Consider the following 24590-nt stretch of genomic DNA (forward strand, 5'->3'; position numbering starts at 1 on the left):
CCCGCGTCACGCGTGACCCACGCACCACACGCGGACGCACCGCGCACGCGCACGCACCACGTACCAGAACGGAGAACAGTCATGGCCCAAGCCGCAGCCGTGGCGAAGCCGCCCGCGCCACCGAGGCGGCGCCGGGCCTCCGCCACGCCCCGCAGACTGCCGTACCTGCTGATCGCACCGGCGGCCCTGCTCATGCTGGGCTTCATCGCCTACCCGGTCATCAGCGTCTTCTACTACAGCCTGCAGAACTACAACCCCACCAAACCGTGGCGCAACGGCTACGCGGGCTTCGACAACTTCGTCCACGCCTTCACCGAGGACCCCGTCTTCTGGGACACGCTGACCTTCAGCGCCAAGTGGGTCGTCGTCGAGGTCGGACTCCAGCTGATGTTCGGCCTCGCCCTGGCCCTCATCGTCAACCAGACCTTCGTGGGCCGCGCCCTGGGCCGCGCACTGGTGTTCTCCCCCTGGGCCGTCTCCGGCGTGCTGACCTCCGCGATCTGGGTGCTGCTCTACAACTCCCAGACGGGCATCACCCGTTACCTCGCCGACGTCGGCATCGGCTCCTACGGGACCAGCTGGCTGTCGGACACCTCCACCGTCTTCCCGGCGGCGATCGTCGCCGACCTGTGGCGCGGCGTGCCCTTCTTCGCGATCCTCATCCTCGCCGACCTCCAGTCCGTCTCCAAGGACCTGTACGAGGCCGCCGAGGTCGACGGGGCGTCCCGGCTCCAGCAGTTCTGGCACATCACGCTGCCCCACCTGAAGGACGCCATCGTCCTGTCCACGCTGCTGCGCGCGGTGTGGGAGTTCAACAACGTCGACCTGCTCTACACCCTGACCGGCGGCGGCCCCGCGGGCGAGACCACCACCCTCCCGCTCTACATCGCCGACACCAGCGTCGACGCCCACAACTTCGGTTACGCGTCCGCGCTGACGACGGTCGCGTTCGTCATCCTGCTCTTCTGCTCCATGGTCTACCTGCGGCTGAGCAAGTTCGGAAGGGAGGCCAAGTGATCACCAAGGAGGCCACCGTGCCGGCGCCCACGCCCGTGAGCGCGCCCGCCGCGCCCGAGCAGCGGCCGCGCGGCAGCAACCGCTCATGGGACGAGGTCCCGCGCTGGCAGATCTACCTGCCCCTGTCGGTCTACCTCGTCTTCACCCTGATCCCCTTCTACTGGATCCTGCTCTTCGCGCTCCGCCCGGCCGGCTCGACCTCGCTCGTGCCCTGGCCGATGACGTTCGACCACTTCGACAAGGTCTGGACGGAGCGCAGCTTCGGCACCTACTTCCAGAACAGCCTGCTCGTCGGCGTCGCCACCCTGGTGATGACGACGGTGGTCGCGCTGGCCGGCGGCTACGCCCTCGCCCGCTTCGACTTCAAGATCAAGCAGGGCTTCATGCTGGCCCTGCTCTGCTCCCAGTTCGTGCCGGGCGCGCTGCTGCTGGTCCCGCTGTTCGAGATCTTCGCCGAACTGAAGATGATCAACTCGCTGGGCAGCGTCATCCTCGCCGAGACCGTCTTCCAGCTGCCGCTGTCGATCATCCTGATCAGCAACTTCATCAAGAACGTGCCGTACTCGCTGGAGGAGGCGGCCTGGGTCGACGGCTGCAACCGTCTGACGGCGTTCCGGATCGTCGTGCTGCCGCTGCTGCGGCCCGGTCTGATCGCCGTCGGCTCCTTCGCCTTCGTGCACTCCTGGAACCACTTCCTGTTCGCCCTGATGTTCCTCAACAACCAGGACAAGCAGACCATCCCGGTCGGCCTCAACACCTTGATGAGCGCGGACAGCGTCGACCTGGGCGCGCTCGCCGCCGGCGGCATCATCGCCGCCGTCCCCGTGGTGATCGTCTTCGCCTTCATCCAGAAGTGGCTGATCACGGGCTTCAGCGCGGGGGCGGTCAAGGGATGAGCGCTTCCACGGCACACCCCGGCCGGACGCCTACCCTGCACCGAAAGATCGACGGCGCCGCGGCGGCCGCCCGTGAGGCGGCGCCCGGCGCGGGCGCAGGGAGGATCCCATGAACACCGCAGTCCCCATCGTCCTCGCGGGCGCGCGCGGCCACGGCCGCTGGCACCTGGACAACATCCGCCGGCTCCAGGACAAGGGCGTCGTCCGCCTCGCGGGTGTGTGCGAGCTGACCCCGCTCACCCCCGACGAGATCCCCGAAGGCCTCGGCACGCCCGAGCAGTCCGCCGACTTCGGCGCGCTGCTCGACTCCACCGGCGCGCGGATCGCCGTGATCTGCACCCCGATCCCCACCCACACCGACCTGGCCCTGACCGCGGCGGCCAAGGGCGTGCACCTGCTGCTGGAGAAGCCCCCGGCCCCGTCGTACGCCGAGTTCCGCCGGATGGCGGACGGGGTCGCCGCGGCGGGCGTCGCCTGCCAGATCGGCTTCCAGTCGCTCGGCTCGCACGCCGTGCCCGCGATCCGGCGGCTCCTCGGCGAGGGGGCGATCGGCGAGGTCGTCGGGGTCGGCGGGGCCGGCGCCTGGGCCCGCGCGGAGGCCTACTTCCGGCGCGCGCCCTGGGCCGGCAAGCGGCGGCTGAACGGCGTCGACGTCATCGACGGCGCCCTCACCAACCCGCTCGCGCACGCCGTCGCCACCGCCCTCGCCCTGGCCGGCGCCACCCGTGCCGAGGACGTCGCCCGCATCGAGACCGAGCTGGCGCACGCCAACGCCATCGAGTCCGACGACACCTCCTGCGTCCGGGTCACCACCGCCGGCGACCTGCCCCTCGTCGTCGCGGCCACCCTGTGCGCCGAGGACCCCGACGACCCGTACGTCCTCGTCCACGGCACCCGCGGCCGGATCACCTACTGGTACAAGCAGGACCGCGTCCTGGTCCAGCGCGCCGGCCACGGCCCCGAGGAGATCGAGTACGGCCGCACCGACCTGCTGGAGAACCTCGTCGACCACCTCACCGACGGCACAGAGCTGCTCGTCCCGCCGGCCGCGACCGAGGCGTTCATGCGGGTCGTCGAGGCGATCCGCGTCGCCCCCGACCCGGTGCGGCTGCCCGACGACGCCTGGCGTCCGGTGCCCGGCGAGGGCCGCCGCGCCGTCCCCGGCGTCGACGGGCTGGTCGCGGCCGCCGCCGACACCATCGCGCTGTTCTCCGAGCTCGGCGCCCCCTGGGCGCGCACCACCACGTACCCGCCCGCGCATCCCGAAGAGGTGAGCACCTGATGACGGCACCCGACGCACCGGTCGTCCTGCGCGTCGCGGGCCGCCCCGTCGGCCGGTACGTCACCCGGCCGGAGCTGCCCGCACGGCTCTCCCCGCGCCCCTATCTGCATCCCGTCACCACCCTGGCCGGCACGGCGGTCACCGAGCTGAGCCCCGCCGACCACACCCACCACCTCGGCGTCGGTGTCGCCGTTCCCGACGTCGAGGGGTTCAACTTCTGGGGCGGACGCACCTACGTCCGCGACCAGGGCCCCACCGAGCTCGACAACCACGGCTCCCAGCGGCACATCGCGTTCCAGCTGTGCGACCCCGACGGGCTGGTGGAGGAGCTGCGCTGGGTCGCCGCCGGGGCCGAGCTGCTCCGCGAGCGCCGCACGGTCGCCGCCGGGGAACTCACCGACTCCGCCTGGGCGCTGGACTTCACCTTCTCCCTCACCAACGTCACCTCCGGCCCGGTCACCATCGGCAGCCCCGCCACCAACGGACGCCCGGGCGCCGCCTACGGCGGCTTCTTCTGGCGCGCCCGCAAGGAGGCCACGGCGCCGGAGGTGTTCACCGCGGCGGCCGAAGGCGAGACGGCCGTCCACGGTGAGCGCGCCGACTGGCTGGCCCTGGCCGGCGCGGACTGGACCCTCGTCTTCGCGGGCGCCACCGACGCCACCCGGCGCGACCCCTGGTTCGTGCGCACCGCCGAGTACCCGGGCGTCGGCTCCTCCCTGGCCCGCGAGCGGCGGCTCGCGATCGCGCCCGGCGAGACGGCCGTCCGGCGGATCGTCACCGTCGTCGCCGACGGCCGGCTGGACCGCGACGAGGCGGCCACGCTCGTGCGGAAGGCGGTCAGCCAGTGAGCGGCGGGACGTACGCCAACCCGGTGCTGAACGCCGACTGGTCCGACCCGGACGTCGTGCGCGTCGGCGACGACTACTACCTCACCGCCTCCAGCTTCGGCCGCGCCCCCGGCCTGCCCCTGCTGCACTCGCGCGACCTGGTCAACTGGACGCTGGTCGGCCACGCCCTCGAACGCCTGGAACCGGCCCGCGAGTTCGCCTCGCCACGGCACGACTGCGGCGTCTGGGCGCCCTCCCTGCGGTACCACGACGAACGCTTCTGGATCTTCTGGGGCGACCCGGACCAGGGCGTCTTCCAGATCAACGCGCCCGAGATCAGAGGCCCTTGGACCCGGCCGCACCTGGTGAAGGAGGGAAAGGGACTGATCGACCCCTGCCCTCTGTGGGACGAGGAGAGCGGCGAGGCCTACCTCGTGCACGCCTGGGCCAGGTCCCGCTCCGGCGTGAAGAACCGCCTCACCGGCCACCGGATGCACCCGGACGGGACGTCGTTGCTCGACGAGGGCAAGGTCATCGTCGACGGGGACCGCATCCCCGGCTGGTTCACCCTCGAAGGCCCCAAGCTCTACCGGCGCGACGGCTGGTACTGGATCCTCGCGCCCGCCGGGGGAGTGGAGACCGGCTGGCAGGGAGCCTTACGCTCCCGGGACTTCTTCGGCCCCTACGAGCACCGGATCGTCCTGGAGCAGAAGGACACCGGTGTCAACGGCCCCCACCAGGGCGGCTGGGTGCGCACCCAGACCGGCGAGGACTGGTTCCTGCACTTCCAGCAGCGGGGCGCGTACGGCAGGGTCGTCCACCTCCAGCCGATGCGCTGGGGCCCCGGCGGCAACTGGCCGGTCATCGGCGACGAGGGCGCGCCCGTCGCCGTCCACCGGCGGCCCGACCTGCCCCCGCAGCCGCCCGCCGCGCCGGCCGCCGACGACGACTTCCCCGGCGGACGCTTCGGCCGCCAGTGGAGCTGGACGGCCAACCCCCGCGACGGCTGGGCCACCCACCACTCGGGGGACGGGCTGCGGCTGACCTGTGTGAGCGCGCCCACCCTGCACGACCTGCGCACCCTGCCGCACGTCCTCACCCAGCGGCTGCCCGGCGACCCCTGCGCCGTGGAGGTCGAACTCACCCTGCACGCCGAGGAGTCCGGCGCACGGGCCGGACTCGCGGTCCTCGGCGACGCCTTCTCGTGGATCGGACTGCAACGCGGGACCGACGGGACGGTCCACCTCGTGCACCGGTTCGCCGAGGCCGTCGCCGACCGGGAGCGGGACGCCGGCCATCCGCGGCTCGCGCCCGGTGGACGGGCCCGGCTGCGCGTCGAGATCGGCGAGAGCGCGCGCTGCCGCTTCTTCTCCGACGTCGGCGACGGCATGCGCCCCTCCGGGCCCGTCTTCGCCGCCACCCCCTGGCGTTGGGTCGGAGCGCTGCTCGGGCTGTTCGCCGCCGCCCCGGACCGGCCGGGGCACGCAGGGGCCGCCGTCTTCTCGCGCTTCCGGATCAGCCCCCTCTGACGCACCGCCGCCCCCCACGCTCGGCCCCCCACACCTTCAAGAAACCCTCGTTGGATCCCAAAGAAGAGAGCCGACCAATGAAGATCAGCGTTCACAGAAGCAGGCGTGCCGCCGTGGCCGTCGCGCTCGGATCCGTCCTCGCCCTGACCGCCACCGCCTGCGGTGACGACGGCAGCGGCAGCGGCGGCGACAAGGGATCCGACGGCAGCGGCAAGGGCAAGATCGTCTTCTGGGACAACAACGGCGGTGTCCGCACCGACATCTGGAAGGAGGTCATCGCCGACTTCGAGAAGCAGAACCCGGACATCAAGGTCGAGTACGTCGGCATCGCCGCCACCGAGTACCAGTCCAAGGTCGACACCGCCATCCAGGGCGGCGGCCTGCCGGACGTCGGCGGCGTCGGCGCCGCGATGCTCGCCGGGTTCGCCGCGCAGAACGTGCTGGAGCCGCTGGACGACCGGGTCGGCAAGTCCTCCCTCAACGGCAAGCTCAACGAGGACATGGTCAAGGTCCTCAAGGCGTCCGGCGGCGGCGACGGCACCCTGTACTCGGTGCCGACCTCCGCCAACAACGGCGTCCTGTACTACCGCACCGACCTGTTCAAGGCGGCCGGCCTGGAGGCGCCGACGACCTGGGACAAGTTCTTCGCCGCGGCGGAGAAGCTCACCGACGCGGGCAAGAACAAGTTCGGGTACACCATCCGCGGCGGCAAGGGCTCCATCGCCCAGGCGCTGGACGCGATGTACGGCCAGAGCGGGATCACCTCGTTCTGGAACGGTGACAAGACCACCGTCAACGACCCGAAGAACGTCGCGGCGCTGGAGAAGTACGCGGCGCTCTACAAGAAGGTCACCCCCGCGGCCGACCTGAACAACGACTTCACCAAGATGGTCGCCCAGTGGGACTCCGGCACCATCGGCATGCTGAACCACAACCTGGGCTCGTACCAGGACCACGTGAAGGCGCTCGGCGTCGAGAAGTTCCGGGGCATCCCGCAGCCGGCGGGCGCCGACGGCAAGCGGGTCCAGGTGTCCAACCCGGTCGACGGGCTCGGGCTGTTCAAGAGCTCGAAGAACAAGGACGCGGCGTGGAAGTTCATCGAGTTCGCCACCTCCAAGGCGGAGAACTCGAAGTTCAACGAGTCGGCGGGGCAGGTGCCCGCCAACAACGACGCGGCCAAGGACGCGTGGATCTCCAAGGCCGAGCCGACGAAGCTGGCCGCGCAGGCGCTGACGGACGGCTCGACGACGATCGTGCAGCTGCCGTACTACCTGCCGGACTGGAACACCATCTCCAAGTCGGACAACGAGCCGAACTTCCAGAAGGTGCTGCTCGGCAAGACCAGCGCGAAGGACTTCCTGGACACGCTGGCCGAGCAGCTGAACAAGGCTCAGGCCGAGTGGAAGAAGCAGCAGAAGAGCTGACGTCGCACGGGGCGGCCCGTGGTCCCGCGGGCCGCGGGCCGTCCCCGGCCTTCGCGCCCACGCGGCGGAGCCGCGCATCGGTACGGCCCCGCGCCCCTGAGGAAACTGCACCCCCTCTGTTGAAAGGTGCACCATCGTGTCTCTTACGCGCAGACAGGTTGCCGCTGCGGCCCTCTCCGTCCCCCTCGCCTTCGCGGGCGCCGGCGCCGCGCACGCCGGGCCCCGCCGGGAGAGGACCCTCTACATCGCCGGCGACTCCACCGCCGCCCAGAAGTACGCCGACGCCGCGCCCGAGACGGGGTGGGGGACGGCGCTGCCCTTCTTCCTCCGCGAGTCGGTGGCCGTCGCCAACCACGCCGTGAACGGCCGGAGTTCGAAGAGCTTCGTCGACGAGGGGCGGCTCGACGCGATCCTTGCCGTGATCCGGCCCGGCGACGTGCTGCTCGTGCAGTTCGCGCACAACGACGAGAAGACGACCGACCCCACCCGGTACACCGAGCCCTGGACGACCTACCGGGAGTTCTTACGGAGGTACGTCGACGGGGCCCGGGCGCGCGGGGCGCGGCCGGTGCTGCTGACGCCCGTGGAACGGCGGCGGTTCGACGCGGCGGGCGACGCCGTGCCGAGCCACGGCGAGTATCCGGCGGCGATGCGCGCGCTGGCGCGGGAGGAGGGCGTCCCCCTGCTCGACCTCCAGGCGCAGTCGCTCGCGCTGTGGCAGGAGCTCGGGGTGGAGGGGACGAAGACCTACTTCAACTGGACCGGGTCCGAGCAGGACAACACGCACTTCAATCCGCCCGGCGCGATCGCCCTGGCCCGGCTCGTCGCCGCGGGTCTGGCGTGCGACCGGGTGCTCGCGCGCCGGGACGTACGCCGGCTGGACGCGCAGATCCCGGTCTCATGGATCACCTGGCCGCCGCCCGCTTCCTGAGAGTCATCCCTTCGACGCCGAAAGAGAGCCGCACCGTGAACGCACAGAGATGGCATGGGCATGCTGTAAGCATGGCCGTGGTCGGCTGCACCGCCCTCGCGCTGACCGTCACCGCCCCCACCGCCCAGGCCCAGCCCTTCCACGACCCCGCCCGGCAGACCCTCCCGGCGGGCGACGGATGGGCGTCCTACGGCACCGGGACCACCGGCGGAGCCGCCGCCGACGCCCAGCACGTGTACACCGTCACCACCTGGGCCGAGTTCAAGGCCGCCCTCGCCGCCGGCGGCAGCGCACCCAAGATCATCAAGGTGAAGGGCACGATCGACGCCGTGTCGCAGGGGTGCGAATCGCTCGCCGCCCCCGGCTACGACTTCGACGCCTACCTCGCGAAGTACGCGCCGGAGAAGTGGGGCCTGGACACCGACCTGAGCGCCGAGCCCGACGACAGCCCCGAAGGGCTGCGCCGCGTCTCCGCCGCCAACCAGGACCAGCTGATCAAGGCGAGCGTCCCCGCCAACACCACCATCATCGGAGTCGGCCGCAACGCCGGGTTCAAGGGCGCAAGCCTGCAGATCAGGGCCGTCGACAACGTCATCGTCCGCAACCTCGCCTTCGAGAGCCCCGTCGACTGCTTCCCCCAGTGGGACCCCACCGACGGCTCCAAGGGCAACTGGAACTCCGAGTACGACACCGCCGTCGTCTACGGCTCCACCCACGTCTGGCTGGACCACAACACCTTCACCGACGGCTCCCACCCCGACAGCGCCGCGCCCACGTACTTCGGGATGCTCTACCAGCAGCACGACGGCGAACTGGACATCGTCCGCGGCTCCGACCACGTCACCGCGTCCTGGAACGTCTTCACCGACCACGACAAGACGATCCTGATCGGCAACAGCGACAGCGAGTCCACCGCCGCGGGCGACCGGGGCAAGCTCAAGGTCACCTTTCACCACAACCTGTTCTCCCACCTGGTCGAGCGGGCGCCCCGGGTGCGGTTCGGGCAGGTCGACTCCTACAACAACCACTTCGTCGCCGACTCCTCCTACTCCTACAGCTTCGGCATCGGCAAGGAGTCCCAACTCGTCGCCCAGCACAACGCGTTCACCCTGCCCAGCGGGGTCAGCGCGGCCAAGGCGCTGAAGCGGTGGAACGACTCGCCGGTCACCGCCGACGACAACCACGTCAACGGCAAGCCCGTCGACCTGATCGCCGTGCACAACGCCGAGATCCCCGGCGAGACGCTCCGCTCCGGCGCGGGCTGGACGCCGACCCTGCGCACCAGGGTCGACCCGCCCCGGGCCGTCCCCGGGATCGTCCGCGCCGGAGCCGGCGCCGGGAAGATCTGCTGACCCGACGCCGTCACGACGGGCCGGGACCCCACGGTCCCGGCCCGCTCTCCTCCACCCGAGCCGCACGCGAAGGAGCACCCGCATGCCCTCGCCCCACCCCCGGCCGCTCCTGTCCCGCAGGGGCTTCCTGACCGTCGCCGCCGGCGCGCCCGCCGCCCTCGGACTGTCGGCCGCGCACTCCGCCCACGCCGCCGCCGAACCCCGGACCCGCCCGGACCGCCCGTTCGGCCGCTTCGGCTCCCCGGCCGCCCGCCTCACCCCGTCCGCCCTGTACGTCGACCCGTTGGGCCGCGGCGACCACACCTCGGTCCGCGACGCCGTGGCCGCCGCCACGGGCAGCGGCCGGACCCTCGTCATCGCCCCCGGCGTCTACCGCGAGACCGTCGCCGTCGACGCCACCCGCACCGAGGCGACCTGGATCGGCGCCTCGGAGGACCCGCACGACGTGGTGATCGTGTACGACAACGCGGCCGGCACCCCCAGGCCCGGCGGCGGCACCCACGGCACCACCGGGTCGGCCACCACCACCGTGCAGGCCGACGGCTTCACCGCCCGCTGGATCACCTTCGCCAACGACTGGCTGCGCGCCGACCACCCCGGCGTCACCGGCACCCAGGCCGTCGCCCTCAAGGTCCAGGGCGACCGCTCCGCCTTCCACCACTGCCGCTTCCTCGGTCACCAGGACACCCTGTACGCCGACACCACGGCCCTCGGCGTCTTCGCCCGCCAGTACTACTCCCACTGCTACGCCGAGGGGGACGTCGACTTCGTCTTCGGCCGGGCCACCGCGGTCTTCGAGCACTGCCGCCTGCGCACCCTGACCCGCGCCGACCTGGCCGGCGCCCCCTACGGGTTCGTCTTCGCCCCCTCCACCGCCGCCGCCAACCCGCGCGGCTACCTGGTCACCAGGAGCCGCGTCACCAGCGAAGCCCCGGACGCGTACTACAAGCTGGCCCGCCCCTGGGTGCCCAGCTCCGACACCACCGCCCGCCCCATGCTCACCGTCCGCGACAGCCGCCTCGGGCCCGGCATCGACGCGGCCGCGCCCTACACCGACATGTCGAGTTCCTTCCCGTGGCAGTCGATGCGGTTCGCCGAGTACCGCAACTCCGGACCGGGCGCCGAGATCACCGTGCCCGGGAACAGGCCCCAACTCACCCGCGAGCAGGCCGAGTCGGCGACCCGGGAGGCGTGGCTCGGCGACTGGACCCCGTGGAAGGAGCCTGTGATCACCGCACCTGGTCCCTGACCGGCCCGACGCCTTCCCGCGTGCCCCGTCCGCGCGGCCCGGGCTGCCTCAGTCGTCGTCCTGGGCCGCGAAACCGCCGCCCACGAAACGGTCGGCGGAGCCCGCCCTCGCGGTGGCGGCGTAGCTGTCGTCCTTGGCGTCCCGGCCGCCGCGCTCGTGGCTGTACTGCCCCGCGAACACCCACTCGCCCTTGGGGACCGTACGGCCTTCCTTGAGCACCCAGGTGTAGACGAGGTAGCCGTCCCGTTCGGCGACCGTGAACGTGAAGTCGGCTTCCGCCAGGGAGCGCCAGGCCCCGGCCGGTGACACGCCGCCGGTCTGCGCCACCTTCAACGTCACGGTGAGCGAGGTCAGTTGCTCGGCGGCCTTGAGGGTGACATTGCTCTGCCCCCAGAAGTCGTTGCTGTGCGGGTCGACCGAGCCGTCCGACCACAGCGGGCCGTCCTCGGCGCCGCGGGAGGGCGGCGGAGCCGTGGTGACGGGGGGCGGGGCCGGGGTCGAGGGGGTGGACCGGGCGCTGTGCGACGGGGAGGCGCTCGGCTCGACCGGCTCCCGCCTCTCCTGACCGGAACTCGGCGCCGGCTTCGGGGAGGCGGGCGGACGGCTGGTGGCCTCGGGGGAGGGGACCGGCGGCGAGGACACCGCCACCGTCTGCTGCTGCGGCGGGGTGTCGCCCCGTACGGCGGACGCCACCGCGTAGCCGCCGACCGCGAGCATGCCCGCGACGGCCGCCGTGGCCCCCACGATCCGCGTCCAGCTCCACAGGGGCGGCCGGGCGTCCCGGCGTGCGGCCCGCTCCTCGCCGGCCATGCCGCGCTCGATCCGGGCGAGGATCCGCTCGCGGTTCGGCTCGTGCGCCCCGGCCGCCCCGCGCAGCCGGGCGCGCAGCTCGTCGTGCACGTCCCGCCGCATCGTCATCGGTTCCTTCCTCCGGCCTGGCCGGTGCGGACCGTGAGCACGGCGTGCTGCACCTTGCGCGGAGCGCCTTGTGGGCCGAGCAGCTTCTGCAACTCGGCCATTCCCTTGGAGGTCTGGCTCTTCACCGTACCCACCGAGACCCCGAGCGCGAGCGCGGTGTCCTTCTCCGAGAGGTCGAAGGCGTGCCGCAGCACCACACAGGCCCGCTTGCGGAACGGGAGTCTACGCAGCGCCGACTGGACGTCCACCACGCCCGCCACGTCGGGGTTCTCCGTCGTCTCCTCGCGCTGCGACCAGAACAGGGTGATCCTGCGGCGCTCGCGCACGGCGCTGCGGATCCGGGTGCGGGCGAGGTTGGCGACGACACCGCGCGCGTACGCCACCGGGTGGTCGGCCGAGCGGACCCGGTCCCAGCGGTGCCACAGCGCCAGCAGCGCGTCCGCCGCCAGATCGTCGGCGGCGTCCGCCTCTCCGGTCAACAGATGGGCGAGTCTGGACAGTTCGGCGTAGTGGCGTTCGAAGAAGTCGTGGAACTCCACCGAGGCGGCGTCGTCGACGACTGTGCCCACGGGTGACCTCTTCTCGCTGCGGACTGCCGGCGTCCCGGCCGGGGATGCATGCATGTCATGTGAATGACATGGGGATGTCCCGGGGAGGACGTCGGGACGAGATCCGGAAGCGTAGCAGTGATCATCGGCTCGGCCCGGCACAGGGGTTCGAGTTGGCTCGAACGGTGCGACTAGTTCCCAGGCGTCCCGGCGCCTGAGCGCCCGACGGCCCCTCAGCCCTTCAGGGCCGCCTTCATCGCGGCCCTGGCGACCGGGGCGGCCAGGCCGTTGCCGCTGACCTCCGAGCGCTGCGCGTTCGACTGCTCCACCACGACCGCCACGGCGACCGCCTTGCCGCCGGCCTTCCCGTACGAGGTGAACCAGGCGTACGGCGTCTGGCTGTTGTTCTCGCCGTGCTGGGCGGTGCCCGTCTTCCCGCCGACGGCGACCCCGTCGATCCGGGCGTTGGTACCGGTGCCCTGTTCCACGACCGTCCGCATCGCCGACTGAAGCTGCTCGGCCGTGCCGGCGCTGACGACCCGCGTCGTCGACGGCTTGTCGTACTCCTCCAGCGCGTTGCCGCCGCCGTCGGTGATCTCCGAGACCATGTGGGGCGAGACGAGCACCCCGTCGTTGGCTATGGCGGCCGACACCATGGCCATCTGGAGCGGGGTCGCGGTCACGTCGTACTGGCCGATGCCGCTGAGGGCGGTCGACGACGCGTTCATGCCGGACGGGTACACGCTCGGGTAGGCCCGCACGGGCACGTCCTGCGACGTGTCGTCGAAGCCGAACTTCTCCGCCATGGCCCGCACCTTGTCCTGCCCCAGCTGGACGGCCATGTGGCCGAAGACGGTGTTGCACGAGTACTGGAGCGCCACCCGGATCGAGGCGTTCGCGCACGGGGCGGAGGCGCTCTCGTTGCGCAGGACCGTCCTCGTGCCCGGCAGCGGATAGGGGTCCGGGCTGTCCGTCGGCTGGTCCACCGACGTGTACAGGCCGCTCTCCAGCGCCGCCGCCGCGACGACCAGCTTGAACGTGGAGCCCGGCGGCAGCGGCTGCCGCAGCGCCCGGTTGGTGAGCGGCTTGTCCGGGTCGGCGGTGAGCTTCTTCCACGCGGCCCCGGCGGTGTCGGCGGCGGTCAGCGAGGACGGGTCGTACGACGGCGTCGACACGACCGCCAGCAGCTTCCCGGTGGCCGGGTCGATGGCGACGGCCGCGCCCTTCTTGTCGCCGAGCGCGTCGTAGGCGGCCTTCTGCACGGCCGGGTCGATCGTGGTGACCACGTCACCCGGAGCGGCCCGGGTGTCGGTGACCGCGTCCATCACGGTCCGCAGCCTCGGGTCGGTGCCGTTGAGCAGATCGGCGTAGACGCCTTCCAGTTGTGTGGGGGCGTAGCTCTGGGAGGCGTAGCCCGTCACCGCCGCGTACAGCTCGCCGTCCGTGTACGTGCGCCGGTACTTGAGGTCGCTGCCCGTCGTGGCCGCCGAGCCGGTGATCGCCTTGCCGGCCACGACGATGTTGCCCAGCGGCGCCGAGTACGTCTCGATCGCGTTCCGCCGGTTGTCCTGGTCGTCCGCCAGCGCCCGGCCCTCGTAGAACTGCACCCAGGTCGCCCGGAGCAACAGGGCGAGGGTCAGCAGCAGCGTGAAGAGCGAGGCGCGCCTGATCGTCTTGTTCATCGCACCCGGAAAGACGAACCGGCGGAAGGGGATCGTTCCCTTCCGCCGGTTTTCTCATCAAGCGCTCATGTTTCTCACCTGTTCAGGCTTTTTCTCACCTGAGGCCTCCGCTCGCCCGGTTCACGCTTCCAGCCTCAGGACGACCTCCGGGGTCTCCTCGCCGCGCGCGTTGGCGAAGCCCGAGGCGTGGGCGGTGACACGGAAGCCGCACTTCTCCAGCACCCTCAGGGAACCGGCGTTGTCGGCCGCCGCCCGGGCGTACAGAGGACGCTCGGGGACCTCGGCGAGGAGTGCCCGCAGCGCGGCTGTCGCGATGCCCCGGCCCCAGTGGGAGCGGTCCACCCAGTACGTCACCTCGCGCTCGCCCGGCTCCCCGTACACCGCCACATTGCCGACGACGTCCCCGTCGGTCAGCACGGTGCGCACCAGGGCGCCGGACCTCACCCGTTTCCAGTGGTCCTCGAACTGGGACCGGTCGGCCGGGTCGGGCGGGGTGAACGCGGCCATCCGCACGGCTTCGGGGTCGGTCATCTGCCGGTAGAAGACCGGCAGATCGCTGTCATGGACGGGACGCAGGTCGATCCGCATGCCCCCGAGGCTACCGCCGCGGGTTCACAGCCGGCGGGTCGCCAGCGTCAGCCGGTCCCGCGCGTCGAACAGCGCGTCCTTGACCAGTTGCTCGTGTGCGGGCGTGAGCCTCGCCACCGGCACGGAGCAGCTGATCGCGTCCCGCGCGGGCGTGCGGTAGGGGATGGCGACGCCGAAGCAGCGCAGGCCGAGCGTGTTCTCCTCCCGGTCCACGGCGAAGCCCTGCTCGCGGATCTGGCGCAGCTCCTCGATGAGCTTCTCGCGGTCCGTGATGGTGTGTTCGGTCAGCGCGGGCAGCGCCTCGGGGAGCATCTTGCGGACCTGCTCGTCGCTGTAGGTGCTCAGCAGCGCCTTGCCCAGGGAGGTCGAGTGGGCGGGCAGACGGCGGCCCACGCGCGTGAAGGGGCGCAGATAGTGCTGGGACTGGCGGGTCGCGAGGTAGACCACGTTGGTGCCGTCGAGGCGGGCCAGGTGGATGGTCTCGGTGGTGTCGTCCGAGAGCCGGTCCAGCGTCGGCCGGGCCGCCGCCACGACCTCGTCGCCGTCGATGTAGGAGGTGCCGACCAGCAGCGCCCGCACGCCGATGCCGTAGCGCGTGCCGGTGGCGTCGGTCTCGACCCAGCCCAGCTCCACCAGGGTGCGCAGCAGCATGTAGAGGCTCGACTTGGGATACCCGACGGCCTCCTGGACCGATGCGAGGGAGTGCATACCGGGGCGGCCGGCGAAGTACTCCAGCAGTTCGACCGTCCGCACCGCGGACTTGACCTGCGCTCCGCCCCCCGTCTCGCCAGCCGACATCGCCCTTGACCCCTTCGTTCGACGGGAAATAATCTCCACCATATTCACCATCAGAGACAACGTTCAGTATATCGAACGCCCTCGAGGCAGAGCACGTGGAGGACCCGCGGTGGCAGCAGCACCAGTCTGGAGTGTCGACCCCCGAACCGGGAAGCAGCGTGAACAGGTTGCGGTGGAGGCCACGGCCCAGGAGGTGGACGCCGTAGTCCGCGCCGCGCACGCCACTCGCGACGCCCTCGCCGACCGCGGCGTCCGCGCGGCCTTCCTGCGCACCGCCGCCGACCGCCTGGAGGGGGCCAGGGACCACCTCGTCGAGGTCGCCGACGCCGAGACCGCGCTCGGCCCGGTCCGGCTGACCGGCGAACTCGCCCGCACCTGCTACCAGCTGCGCGCGTTCGCCGACATCGTCGACGAGGGCGCCTTCCTCGACGTCGTCGTCAACCACCCCGACGACACCGCCACCCCGCCCGTGCCGGACCTGCGCCGCTACAAGGTGCCGCTGGGCGTCGTCGCCGTCTACTCGGCGTCCAACTTCCCCTTCGCCTTCTCCGTCGCCGGCGGCGACACCGCGAGCGCGCTCGCCGCGGGCTGCCCGGTCGTCGTCAAGTCCCACCCCGACCACCCGGCCCTGTCCGAGCTGGTCGCCAGCCTGCTGCGGACGGCCGCCGCCGAACACGGCGTCGACAAGGGCGTCGTGGGCCTGGTCCACGGCTTCGAGGCGGGCGTCGAGCTGATCAAGCACCCGCTGGTCGCCGCGGCCGGCTTCACCGGCTCCGTGCGCGGCGGCCGCGCCCTGTTCGACGCGGCGGCGGCACGGCCCACACCGATCCCCTTCCACGGCGAGCTGGGCTCGCTGAACCCGGTCGTGGTGACGGAGGCGGCGGCCGCCGAACGCGCCGAGACCATCGGCACCGGGCTCGCCGGCTCCATGACCCTGGGCGTCGGCCAGTTCTGCGTGAAGCCCGGACTCGTGCTGGTGCCGTCCGGATCGGCCGGTGACGGCCTGCTGAAGTCGCTCACGGACGCGGTCAGCGACACCGACGCCGGCGTGCTCCTCGACCACCGGATGCGGGACAACTTCATCGCCGGGGTCGCCGAGCGGACCGCGCTGCCCGAGGTGGAGTCCCCGGTGACACCGGGAGCGGGCGGCGAGCACACCGTCAGCGCCGGGTTCCTGACCGTGCCGGCCGCGCGCCTGGCGGCCCGGGGCGAGCACGACCTGCTGCTCGAGGAGTGCTTCGGGCCGGTCACCGTCGTGGCCCGCTACGACTCCGAGGACGAGGTGAAGGCCGTCCTGACCCGGCTGCCCGGCAACCTTACGGCGACGGTCCAGCTGTCCTCCGAGGAGGCGGCCGGCCAGGGGCGCGGCGCGGAGATCCTCGCCGAGCTGACGCCGCTCGCCGGGCGGGTGCTGGTCAACGGCTGGCCGACCGGCGTCGCCGTCGCACCGGCCCAGCACCACGGCGGGCCCTACCCCGCGACCACGTCCACGTCCACGTCGGTGGGCGGGACCGCGATCGAGCGGTGGCTGCGGCCGGTCGCCTACCAGGGCGCGCCCGAGGCGCTGCTGCCGCCGGAACTCCGCGACGACAACCCGCTCGGCCTGCCGCGGCGGTTCAACGGACGGCTGGAACGGTAGTCCCCCGGCAGGCGACGTTCGCCCCGTCGGGCAGACGTCGCCTGCCGCGGCGCTGGAGCCTCACGGTGAATGATGGAGCCATGGACATCGAACTTCCCCAACTCCCCTTCCCCTTGCGGACCTACGGGCCCGACGGGAACTGGTCCCACGAGGACGGTGTGCTCACCGGGTGGGCCGGTCCCCGGCAGGACCGGTTCGTGCCGCCCACGGGCGAGGCGCTCGACCCCGCCTCCGACGCGCCCCGGCTGCTCGGCGCGCCCGAGGGGGACTTCCAGCTCATCGCCCGCGTCACGGTCGGGTTCAACGGGGCCTTCGACGCGGGGGTGTTGTACGTCCACGTCGGAGAGCGGGCCTGGGCCAAGCTCTGCCTGGAGTACTCCCCGGACGTGCCCACCGTCTGCACGGTGGTCACCCGGGGACACTCCGACGACGCCAACTCCTTCACCGTGGAAGGAAGTTCGGTCTGGCTGCGGGTGAGCCGGACCGGACGGGCCTTCGCCTTCCACGCCTCCCGGGACGGCGCACACTGGACCTTCGTCCGGCTGTTCACGCTCGGCGGCGAGAAGGAGACCGGCGCGGCCCTGGTCGGTTTCCTGGCGCAGGCGCCGATGGGGGAGGGCTGCGTGGTCACCTACGACCACATCGAGTTCCGCCCCGGCTGGCCGGACGACCTGCGTGACGGAAGCTGAGGCCCCCGGATGATCCACTGATCCGCGAGGCCGTACCCGCCGACGTGGAGGCCGTGACCGCGCTGCCCGCGCGGGCACGCGCCACGTACTACCCGGACGGAATCCCCGCAGGACGACAGCGACTGGCTCGCCAACTGGCGCTCGGCGATCGAGCGGCCCCGACGGAAAGGTGCTGTCTACGCCCGCCGGGGCTGGGTGCCGGACCCCGAGAACCCGCCCGCCGAGGACGACCACCACCTCTGCCTGCGCTTCTTCGTGAAAGGCGGGATGACGGAGGCGGGAATGCGCCGCGGCGCTTGAACGTTCACGTATCGGCCGGAGAGCGTCTCCGCAGCCGACACGACGACCTGGAGAGAGCCGAGACATGCGCGTCGAGATCTGGAGCGACATCGCCTGCCCCTGGTGCTACGTGGGCAAGGCCCGCTTCGGGAAGGCGCTCGCGGCCTTCCCGCACCGCGACCAGGTCGAGGTCGTCCACCGCTCCTTCGAGCTGGACCCCGGCCGCGCCAAGGGCGACGTCCAGCCCGTGCTGACGATGCTGACCAGGAAGTACGGCATGAGCGAGGCGCAGGCCCAGGCCGGTGAGGACAACCTCGGCGCGCAGGCCGCCGCCGAGGGCCTCGACTACCGCACCCGCGACCGCGACCACGGCAACACCTTCGACCTGCACCGCCTGCTGCACCTCGCCAAGGAGCGGGGCCGGCAGGACGAGCTGATCCAGATCCTGTACCGGGCGAACTTCGCCGAGGAGCGCTCCCTGTTCAGCGAGGGCGACGAGCGGCTCGTGGAGCTGGCCGTGGAGGCCGGTCTCGACGCCGGCGCCGTCCGCGAGGTGCTCGCCGACCCGGCCGCCTACGCCGACGAGGTCCGCGCCGACGAACGCGAGGCGGCCGAACTCGGCGCGACCGGCGTGCCGTTCTTCGTCCTCGACCGCGCCTACGGCGTCTCCGGGGCCCAGCCCGCCGAGGTCTTCGCCGAGGCGCTGACCCGGGCGTGGGGCGACCGCTCCCCGCTCACGCTGATCGACGAGGGCGGAGCCGAGGCCTGCGGCCCCGACGGATGCGCGGTCCCGCAGAACTGAGACGGCCGGCGGCGGTGGCGGCCCGGCGCGATCTATAAGCGTTGCTTGGCACAACCGCTTAGAGACGCGCGATGGACGTGGACTTGCCCTGGCCCCACAGTGGAGGCATGGAGACCACGGAGACCTTCCAAGCCCTCGTCCGCTCCGAGTTCGCCCCGAAGGGCGTCTACCTCAACACCGCGAGCAACAGCCTGCTCCCGGCCCGTACGGTCGCCGCCCTGCACGAGGCGGCGCTGCTGCGGGCCGAGGGCCGGCCCACGACCCCGCTGTACGAGGACGTGGAGGCCTGCCGGGCCGCCTACGCCCGGCTCGCCGGCGTCCCCGTCACCCGGGTGGCGGTCGGCGCGACGGTCACCGCGCACACCGGGGTGGTCGCCGCCTCGCTGCCGGCGGGGGCCGAGGTGCTCACCGCCGAGGGCGACTTCACCTCCGTGCTGAACCCGTTCCATGTGCGGGGCGACCTCAAGGTCCGCTCGGTGCCGCTGGAGCGGATCGCCGAGTCCGTCCGTCCGGACACCGCGCTCGTCGCGGTCAGCGCGGTCCAGTCGGCGGACGGGCGGATCGCCGACCTGCCCGCCCTGCGCGAGGCAGCGCGCGCCCACGACGCCCGCACCTACGTCGACTTCTCCCAGTCGGCCGGCTGGCTGGCGATGGACGCCGGCGCTTACGACTTCACCGCCGCCGTCTCCTACAAGTGGCTCCTCGGCCCGCACGGGGCCGCCTTCTTCACCGTCCCGGAGGACTTCGGAGCTCTGACGCCGCTGCTCGCGGGATGGGTCGCCGCCGAGCGGCCCTGGGACAGCTGCTACGGCCCCGTGGCCGAACTGGCCCACTCGGCGAGGCGGTTCGACCTGAGCCCCGCGCTGTTCGCGCTCGCGGGACTGCGGCCCTCGCTCGACCTGATCGAGGAACTCGGCGTGGCCGCCGTGCACGCCCACGACATCGGGCTCGCCGACCGGTTCCGGGACGGTCTCACGGCGCTCGGTCACGAGCCGGTGCCCGCCCCCGGCTCGGCGATCGTCTCGGTGCCCGGACTGGGCGTGCGGCAGCCGGAGCTGAGCCGCGCGGGCGTCGAGGTCTCCGACCGGGCCGGCAACCTGCGCGCGAGCTTCCACCTTCACAACACCCCCGCCGACGTGGACCGTCTGCTCGACGTCCTGTCCGGCTGAGCGCACAGGACCGGGCCGGGTCCCCCGTCCCACACGAGGGGGCCCGGCCCGGTGTCCCTGAGGGTGGCGCCTACCTCACCGGGGTGAAGTCGCGGGCGCCGATGAACTCGGGCCGCCTCACGGGCGCCGAGAACGGCTCGACGGCCTCGTTCTCCACGCTGTTGAACACGATGAAGACGTTGCTGCGCGGGAACGGCGTGATGTTGTCGCCGGAGCCGTGCATGGCGTTGCAGTCGAACCAGGTCGCCGAACCGGCGCGGCCCGTGAACAGCTTGATGCCGTACTCGGAGGCCATCGCGGTCAGCGCCTCGTCGGACGGGGTGCCCGCGTCCTGCATCTGAAGCGACTTCTTGTAGTTGTCCTTGGGCGTGGCGCCGGCACAGCCCAGGAACGTCTTGTGCGAGCCCGGCATGATCATCAGGCCGCCGTTGGTGTCGTGGTTCTCGGTCAGCGCGACCGAGACGGACACCGTCCGCATCCGGGGCAGACCGTCCTCGGCGTGCCAGGTCTCGAAGTCGGAGTGCCAGTAGAAGCCGGAGGCGCCGAAGCCCGGCTTGACGTTGATCCGCGACTGGTGGACGTACACGTCGGAGCCGAGGATCTGGCGGGCCCGGCCGACGATCCGCTCGTCGCGCACGAGACGGGCGAAGACCTCGCTGATCCGGTGCACCTCGAACACGGACCGGATCTCCTGGGACTGCGGCTCGACGATGGACCGCTCGTCGGCCCGGATCGTCGGGTCGGTCACCAGCCGGTCCAGCTCCTGCCGGTAGACGCCGACCTCGTCGTCGGTGAGCAGCTGGTCGACCGCGACGAAACCGTCACGTTCGAACGACTGCAGGTCCAGCGGCTCGAACGGGCCGGGCGCGTCCGGTGCGCCCCAGACGACCGGGTCCTGGCGCGGCGTGCTCACCTCGGTGGCGCCGCGGCTCGGGTAGAGGTCGGGGACGGTGGCGGCCGGGGCGTGGGCCGGGCTGGTCAGGTGAGTGGTCATGGGGTCTCACACCTCCTCGGGCTCGGTGAGCAGCGGGTAGACGCCGTTCTCGTCGTGGTCCTCCCGTCCCGTGACGGGCGGGTTGAACACGCAGAGGCAGCGGAAGTCCTCCTTGACGCGCAGCGTGTGCCGCTCGTGGCCGTCGAGGAGGTACATGGTCCCGGGCGTGATCGAGTACGTCCGGCCGGTCTCGTGGTCGGTCAGCTCGGCCTCGCCCTCGACGCAGACGACGGCCTCGATGTGGTTCGCGTACCACATCGACGTCTCGGTGCCGGCGTACAGGACCGTCTCGTGGAGGGAGAAGCCGACCTTTTCCTTGGCCAGCACGATGCGTTTGCTCTCCCACGTCCCCGACGCCGCCTTGACGTGCCGGTCGGTGCCTTCGATGTCCTTGAACGAACGGACGATCACGGTGGTGCGATGCCTCCTAGGTGGATGGTGTCTCTGACGGAGCGGGCCGCTCGGGCGGCCGGCCGGCCGGCGGGGGAGCCGGGCGGCCGAGCTGCCGGGAAGCCGGGGTGTCAGACGGTCTCCCGGACGGCGCGGGCGAGGATGCGCAGGCCCTCGTCCAGCTCCTCCGGGGTGATGGTGAGGGCGGGCAGCAGCTTGACGACCTCGCTCTCGGGACCGGACGTCTCGATGAGCAGCCCGAGCTCGAAGGCGCGCTTCGCGACCCGGCCCGCGCGCTCCTTGTCGTGGAACTCCAGGCCCCAGACCAGGCCGCGGCCGCGGTACTCGCGGACGTCGGCGAGGTTCTCCTCGGTGATCGAGATCAGCGCCTGCTCGACCTGCTCGCCGCGCTTGCGGGTCTGCTTCTCCATGGCCGAACCGTCGGCCCAGTACGTCTCCAGCGCGGCGGTGGCGGTGACGAAGGCCGGGTTGTTGCCGCGGAAGGTGCCGTTGTGCTCGCCCGGCTCCCACACGTCCAGCTCGGGCTTGAACAGGCACAGCGACATCGGCAGGCCGTAGCCGCTGATGGACTTGGACACGGTGACGATGTCCGGCGTGACGCCCGCCTCCTCGAAGGAGAAGAACGCGCCGGTGCGGCCGCAGCCCATCTGGATGTCGTCGACGATCAGGAGCATGTCCTGGCGCCGGCACAGCTCGCTGAGGGCGCGCAGCCACTCCGGACGGGCGACGTTGATGCCGCCCTCGCCCTGCACGGTCTCGACGATCACGGCGGCGGGCTTGTTGAGGCCCGAGCCCTGGTCCTCCAGGAGCCGCTCGAACCACAGGAAGTCCTGGACCGTGCCGTCGAAGTAGTTGTCGAACGGCATCGGCGTGCCGTGCACCAGCGGGATGCCGGCGCCGGCCCGCTTGAAGGCGTTGCCCGTCACCGCGAGCGAGCCCAGCGACATGCCGTGGAAGGCGTTGGTGAAGGACACGATCGCCTCGCGCCCCTTCACCTTGCGGGCCAGCTTCAGCGCGGACTCGACGGCGTTGGTGCCCGTCGGGCCCGGGAACATGACCTTGTACGGCAGGTCGCGCGGCCGCAGCACCAGGTCCTGGAAGGTCTGGAGGAAGGACCGCTTGGCGACGGTGGACATGTCGAGGCCGTGGGTGACGCCGTCACGCGACAGGTAGTCGATCAGCGCCCGTTTCAGCACCGGGTTGTTGTGGCCGTAGTTGAGTGAGCCGGCGCCGGCGAAGAAGTCGAGGTACTGGTGGCCGTCCTCGTCGAACATGCGGCTGCCCTGCGCCCGGTCGAAGACGACGGGCCAGCCACGGCAGTAGCTGCGTACCTCGGATTCGACGGTCTCGAAGACGCTGAGGTCGGGCTGAGTGATGGTCACGGCGAAACGCTCCTCGTTGCGGGGTGTGGGGGATGTGCCCGGGGCGGGGCGGAAGCTCGGGGCGGACCGGCTGTCAGGGCCGGGCGGGGAGGGGGCCGATCCGGTACAGGACCTCCGGGTCGTGCGGGCCGTCGGGGAACTGGTCCGCGCCGAACAGCACCTCGCGGGTGAGATCGGCCCCGTGCCGGGCGGCGAAGGACGTGAACAGCCGCTCGGAGGCGGTGTTGCCGGGGGAGATCGTCGTCTCCACGGCGGTGACGGGGCGTTCGGCGGTGACCCGGGCGATCAGCCCGTCGAGCAGGGCCGCGGCCAGTCCGCGGCCGCGGTACGCGGCGTCGACCGCCACCTGCCAGACCAGAAGGGTGTGCGGGTCCTCGGGGCGTGCGTATCCGGTGATGAACCCGACGGGGGCGCCGTCCTCGGCACGCGCCACCGCCGAGGTGCCGGCGAAGTCACGGCACCACAGCAGGTAGCTGTAGGACGAGTTCAGGTCGAGGGTTCCGGAATCCTTGGCGATACGCCAGAGCGCGGCCCCGTCCGCCACCGTGGGGCGGTCGATCTGCAGGTCTGCTTGCGTGGCAGTCATGCGGATTGAATTTACCGAGCGAAATCAAAAAATGCGTGGAGAGGCGGCGTCGGTTTGGTGATGCACTCGTGGCAGGAGGTTGGTGTGTCCCGATTTGCACCGGTCAAATCGGGACAAAGGTAAACCTCTGTGCAATGCGTCACCCGACGGTAATCGGCTCGAAATTTGCCTGTGTTTAGAGCCGGGAAACCGGGGCAGAAGAACTTGGGAAAGCTATCTGCACAAGGAATCAAGGAATTCCTGAATCATCTGGAATTCAGACTCCCGTCATCTCTCCCTCGCGATCGCGGGAAACGGGCGTCAGATCCAGGTCTCGTCCGCCGACCGGAGGGCCGACGCCAGGTCCGTCTCGCGGCCGTGCGCGGCGAGGGCGGAGGCCAGGGCCGTCAGGGCGCCACGCACCGTGCCCGGGGTCGCCGCCGGGCCGTAGTGGTTCACGCGGATCATCTCCCCCGCCAGCGCGCCGCCGCCCGCCGCCAGCGGCAGCGTCGGGTCGCTCGCCAGGGCCCGGGCCACCAGCTCCGAGGCCACCGTGCCCGCCGGTGCGCGCAGGGTCGTGGCGACCGGCGCAGCCTCCCGGGCCTCGTGCACGTACGGCTCCAGACCGCCGCCCAGCGCCGCCGCGCCCGCACGGGTCGCCGCGGCGGCCGACGCGTGGCGGGCCATCACCGTCTCCAGGCCCTCCGCCTCGATCCGCTCCACGCACGCTTCCAGCGCCAGCATCTCCAGCTGCGCCGGCGCGTGCAGCAACGCCTTGCGGCCGGCGTCCACCCAGCGCTCCTTCCAGTCGAGCAGCGACAGGTACGAACGGCGCGGCGCCCTCGGGTTCGCCGCCATCAGCGCCCACGCCCGCTCGCTCACCGACACCGCCGACACGCCCGCCGGGCCCCCCATCGCCTTCTGCGCCCCGATCACGCACAGGTCCACGCCCCACACGTCCGGCAGCACCGGCTCCGCCGCCACCGAGGCGACCGCGTCCAGGTAGAACAGCGCGCCGTGCTCGCGCACCACCGCGCCGATCTCCGCGACCGGGTTGGTGTTGCCGGTGGCGGCCTCGGCGTGCACCAGGGAGACGAAGTCGATCTCCGGGTGCTCGGCGAACGCCGCCCGGACCTGCTCGGCGGTGACCGCCGTGTGGAAGGGCACCGCCAGGTCGATCACCGTGGCGCCGCAGTCCCTCAGCCAGTCCCCGAACGTCTGCCCGTACGGCCCGGTGACGATGTTCAGCGCGGTGGTGCCGGGCCCCGCCGTGCCGCGGATCGCGCCCTCCAGCGGAAGCAGCGCCTCGCCCTGCATGATCACGACGTCCTGCCGGGTGTTCAGCAGCCGCGCCACCCGGTCCTCGATCGACGCGAAGCGGGCGGCACTCAGCGGGGCAAGGTCCAGGAACGGGTGTGTCACAGCGGTGCTCTTTCGGCTCACGGGGGTAGAGGTGACGAGAGTAACCGGCAGCCGGCCCACCCCCACGAAACGCCCATCGGCCCACTCCGGGGGCCGACTTCGCAGGTCGCGCGGCCCTGTAACCATCGGTTTGGTTTGAGTACCTCAAACCCATCCTTATAATCTGAACAACGATCGCGTACACCCCACCACCCCTG

At 71.7% G+C, this 24590-nt stretch carries 23 protein-coding genes; 13 read left to right on the forward strand and 10 right to left on the reverse strand.

Annotation, left to right across the window (positions count from 1 at the left end):
- Window positions 1-81: 81 nt before the first annotated feature.
- From EV567_RS05435 to EV567_RS05475, 9 genes are all read left to right on the forward strand, one after another.
- A complete protein-coding gene (locus EV567_RS05435) occupies window positions 82-1017 on the forward strand; it encodes a carbohydrate ABC transporter permease (protein WP_130437413.1) in 936 nt (311 codons plus the stop codon).
- The gene (locus EV567_RS05440; RefSeq protein WP_130437414.1) at window positions 1014-1913 is read left to right on the forward strand and encodes a carbohydrate ABC transporter permease; all 900 of its coding nucleotides are present in this window, start codon (window positions 1014-1016) and stop codon (window positions 1911-1913) included. The genes EV567_RS05435 and EV567_RS05440 overlap by 4 nt, the downstream gene beginning before the upstream one ends.
- A gap of 109 nt (window positions 1914-2022) precedes the next feature.
- The gene (locus EV567_RS05445; protein ID WP_130437415.1) at window positions 2023-3195 is read left to right on the forward strand and encodes a Gfo/Idh/MocA family protein; all 1173 of its coding nucleotides are present in this window, start codon (window positions 2023-2025) and stop codon (window positions 3193-3195) included.
- Complete coding sequence (locus EV567_RS05450; RefSeq protein WP_130437416.1) at window positions 3195-4043, forward strand: PmoA family protein; 849 nt, start codon at window positions 3195-3197, stop codon at window positions 4041-4043. The genes EV567_RS05445 and EV567_RS05450 overlap by 1 nt, the downstream gene beginning before the upstream one ends.
- Window positions 4040-5551 (forward strand): glycoside hydrolase 43 family protein, encoded by a 1512-nt coding sequence (locus EV567_RS05455; RefSeq protein WP_130437417.1) that lies wholly within the window; start codon window positions 4040-4042, stop codon window positions 5549-5551. The genes EV567_RS05450 and EV567_RS05455 overlap by 4 nt, the downstream gene beginning before the upstream one ends.
- Window positions 5552-5628: 77 nt before the next feature.
- Window positions 5629-6975 carry a sugar ABC transporter substrate-binding protein gene (locus EV567_RS05460; protein WP_130437418.1) on the forward strand — a complete coding sequence of 449 codons (1347 nt, stop codon included), beginning with the start codon at window positions 5629-5631 and terminating at the stop codon, window positions 6973-6975.
- A gap of 136 nt (window positions 6976-7111) precedes the next feature.
- Window positions 7112-7906 (forward strand): rhamnogalacturonan acetylesterase, encoded by a 795-nt coding sequence (locus EV567_RS05465; protein ID WP_130437419.1) that lies wholly within the window; start codon window positions 7112-7114, stop codon window positions 7904-7906.
- Between the two features lie 35 nt (window positions 7907-7941).
- Window positions 7942-9258 (forward strand): polysaccharide lyase family 1 protein, encoded by a 1317-nt coding sequence (locus tag EV567_RS05470; protein WP_130437420.1) that lies wholly within the window; start codon window positions 7942-7944, stop codon window positions 9256-9258.
- A gap of 82 nt (window positions 9259-9340) precedes the next feature.
- Complete coding sequence (locus tag EV567_RS05475) at window positions 9341-10507, forward strand: pectinesterase family protein (protein ID WP_130437421.1); 1167 nt, start codon at window positions 9341-9343, stop codon at window positions 10505-10507.
- A 48-nt stretch (window positions 10508-10555) separates the two neighbouring features.
- Here EV567_RS05475 and EV567_RS05480 read toward each other — a convergent pair whose 3' ends face one another.
- The 5 genes from EV567_RS05480 to EV567_RS05500 form a co-directional block, all read right to left on the reverse strand.
- Window positions 10556-11425: a hypothetical protein gene (locus EV567_RS05480; protein ID WP_130437422.1), complete on the reverse strand. Its 870-nt coding sequence runs from the start codon at window positions 11423-11425 to the stop codon at window positions 10556-10558.
- Window positions 11422-11994, reverse strand: coding sequence for a SigE family RNA polymerase sigma factor (locus EV567_RS05485; protein ID WP_130437423.1), 573 nt, complete (start codon window positions 11992-11994; stop codon window positions 11422-11424). The genes EV567_RS05480 and EV567_RS05485 overlap by 4 nt, the downstream gene beginning before the upstream one ends.
- Before the next feature lie 212 nt (window positions 11995-12206).
- A complete protein-coding gene (locus EV567_RS05490) occupies window positions 12207-13655 on the reverse strand; it encodes a penicillin-binding protein 2 (protein ID WP_130437424.1) in 1449 nt (482 codons plus the stop codon).
- A 120-nt stretch (window positions 13656-13775) separates the two neighbouring features.
- Complete coding sequence (locus EV567_RS05495; protein ID WP_130437425.1) at window positions 13776-14243, reverse strand: GNAT family N-acetyltransferase; 468 nt, start codon at window positions 14241-14243, stop codon at window positions 13776-13778.
- A 24-nt stretch (window positions 14244-14267) separates the two neighbouring features.
- Entirely contained in the window at window positions 14268-15041 is a 774-nt protein-coding gene (locus tag EV567_RS05500; RefSeq protein ID WP_130437426.1) for an IclR family transcriptional regulator, read from the reverse strand.
- 109 nt (window positions 15042-15150) lie between these two features.
- On the opposite strand from EV567_RS05500, the gene EV567_RS05505 reads away from it, so the two are divergent.
- From EV567_RS05505 to EV567_RS05525, 4 genes are all read left to right on the forward strand, one after another.
- Window positions 15151-16680, forward strand: coding sequence for an aldehyde dehydrogenase (NADP(+)) (locus EV567_RS05505; protein ID WP_130437427.1), 1530 nt, complete (start codon window positions 15151-15153; stop codon window positions 16678-16680).
- A gap of 80 nt (window positions 16681-16760) precedes the next feature.
- Window positions 16761-17369, forward strand: a complete 609-nt coding sequence (locus EV567_RS05510) for a DUF1349 domain-containing protein (RefSeq protein WP_130437428.1) — start codon at window positions 16761-16763, stop codon at window positions 17367-17369.
- A gap of 364 nt (window positions 17370-17733) precedes the next feature.
- Complete coding sequence (locus EV567_RS05520) at window positions 17734-18450, forward strand: DsbA family oxidoreductase (protein WP_130437429.1); 717 nt, start codon at window positions 17734-17736, stop codon at window positions 18448-18450.
- Window positions 18451-18557: 107 nt separating this feature from the next.
- Window positions 18558-19619 carry an aminotransferase class V-fold PLP-dependent enzyme gene (locus EV567_RS05525; RefSeq protein ID WP_130437430.1) on the forward strand — a complete coding sequence of 354 codons (1062 nt, stop codon included), beginning with the start codon at window positions 18558-18560 and terminating at the stop codon, window positions 19617-19619.
- A gap of 70 nt (window positions 19620-19689) precedes the next feature.
- Here the strand turns inward: EV567_RS05525 and thpD are convergent, their stop codons facing one another.
- From thpD to EV567_RS05550, 5 genes are all read right to left on the reverse strand, one after another.
- On the reverse strand, window positions 19690-20613 hold the full coding sequence (thpD, locus tag EV567_RS05530) for an ectoine hydroxylase (RefSeq protein WP_130437431.1): 924 nt from the start codon (window positions 20611-20613) through the stop codon (window positions 19690-19692).
- A gap of 6 nt (window positions 20614-20619) precedes the next feature.
- Window positions 20620-21024 (reverse strand): ectoine synthase, encoded by a 405-nt coding sequence (locus tag EV567_RS05535; RefSeq protein WP_130437432.1) that lies wholly within the window; start codon window positions 21022-21024, stop codon window positions 20620-20622.
- Between the two features lie 110 nt (window positions 21025-21134).
- Complete coding sequence (gene ectB / locus EV567_RS05540) at window positions 21135-22406, reverse strand: diaminobutyrate--2-oxoglutarate transaminase (protein ID WP_130437433.1); 1272 nt, start codon at window positions 22404-22406, stop codon at window positions 21135-21137.
- A 73-nt stretch (window positions 22407-22479) separates the two neighbouring features.
- On the reverse strand, window positions 22480-22992 hold the full coding sequence (gene ectA / locus EV567_RS05545; RefSeq protein ID WP_130437434.1) for a diaminobutyrate acetyltransferase: 513 nt from the start codon (window positions 22990-22992) through the stop codon (window positions 22480-22482).
- Between the two features lie 300 nt (window positions 22993-23292).
- On the reverse strand, window positions 23293-24393 hold the full coding sequence (locus EV567_RS05550; RefSeq protein WP_130437435.1) for an alanine--glyoxylate aminotransferase family protein: 1101 nt from the start codon (window positions 24391-24393) through the stop codon (window positions 23293-23295).
- Window positions 24394-24590 lie beyond the last annotated feature (197 nt).

The sequence above is a fragment of the Streptomyces sp. BK239 genome, from assembly GCF_004217285.1.
In the GTDB taxonomy this organism is placed as follows: Bacteria; Actinomycetota; Actinomycetes; order Streptomycetales; family Streptomycetaceae; genus Streptomyces.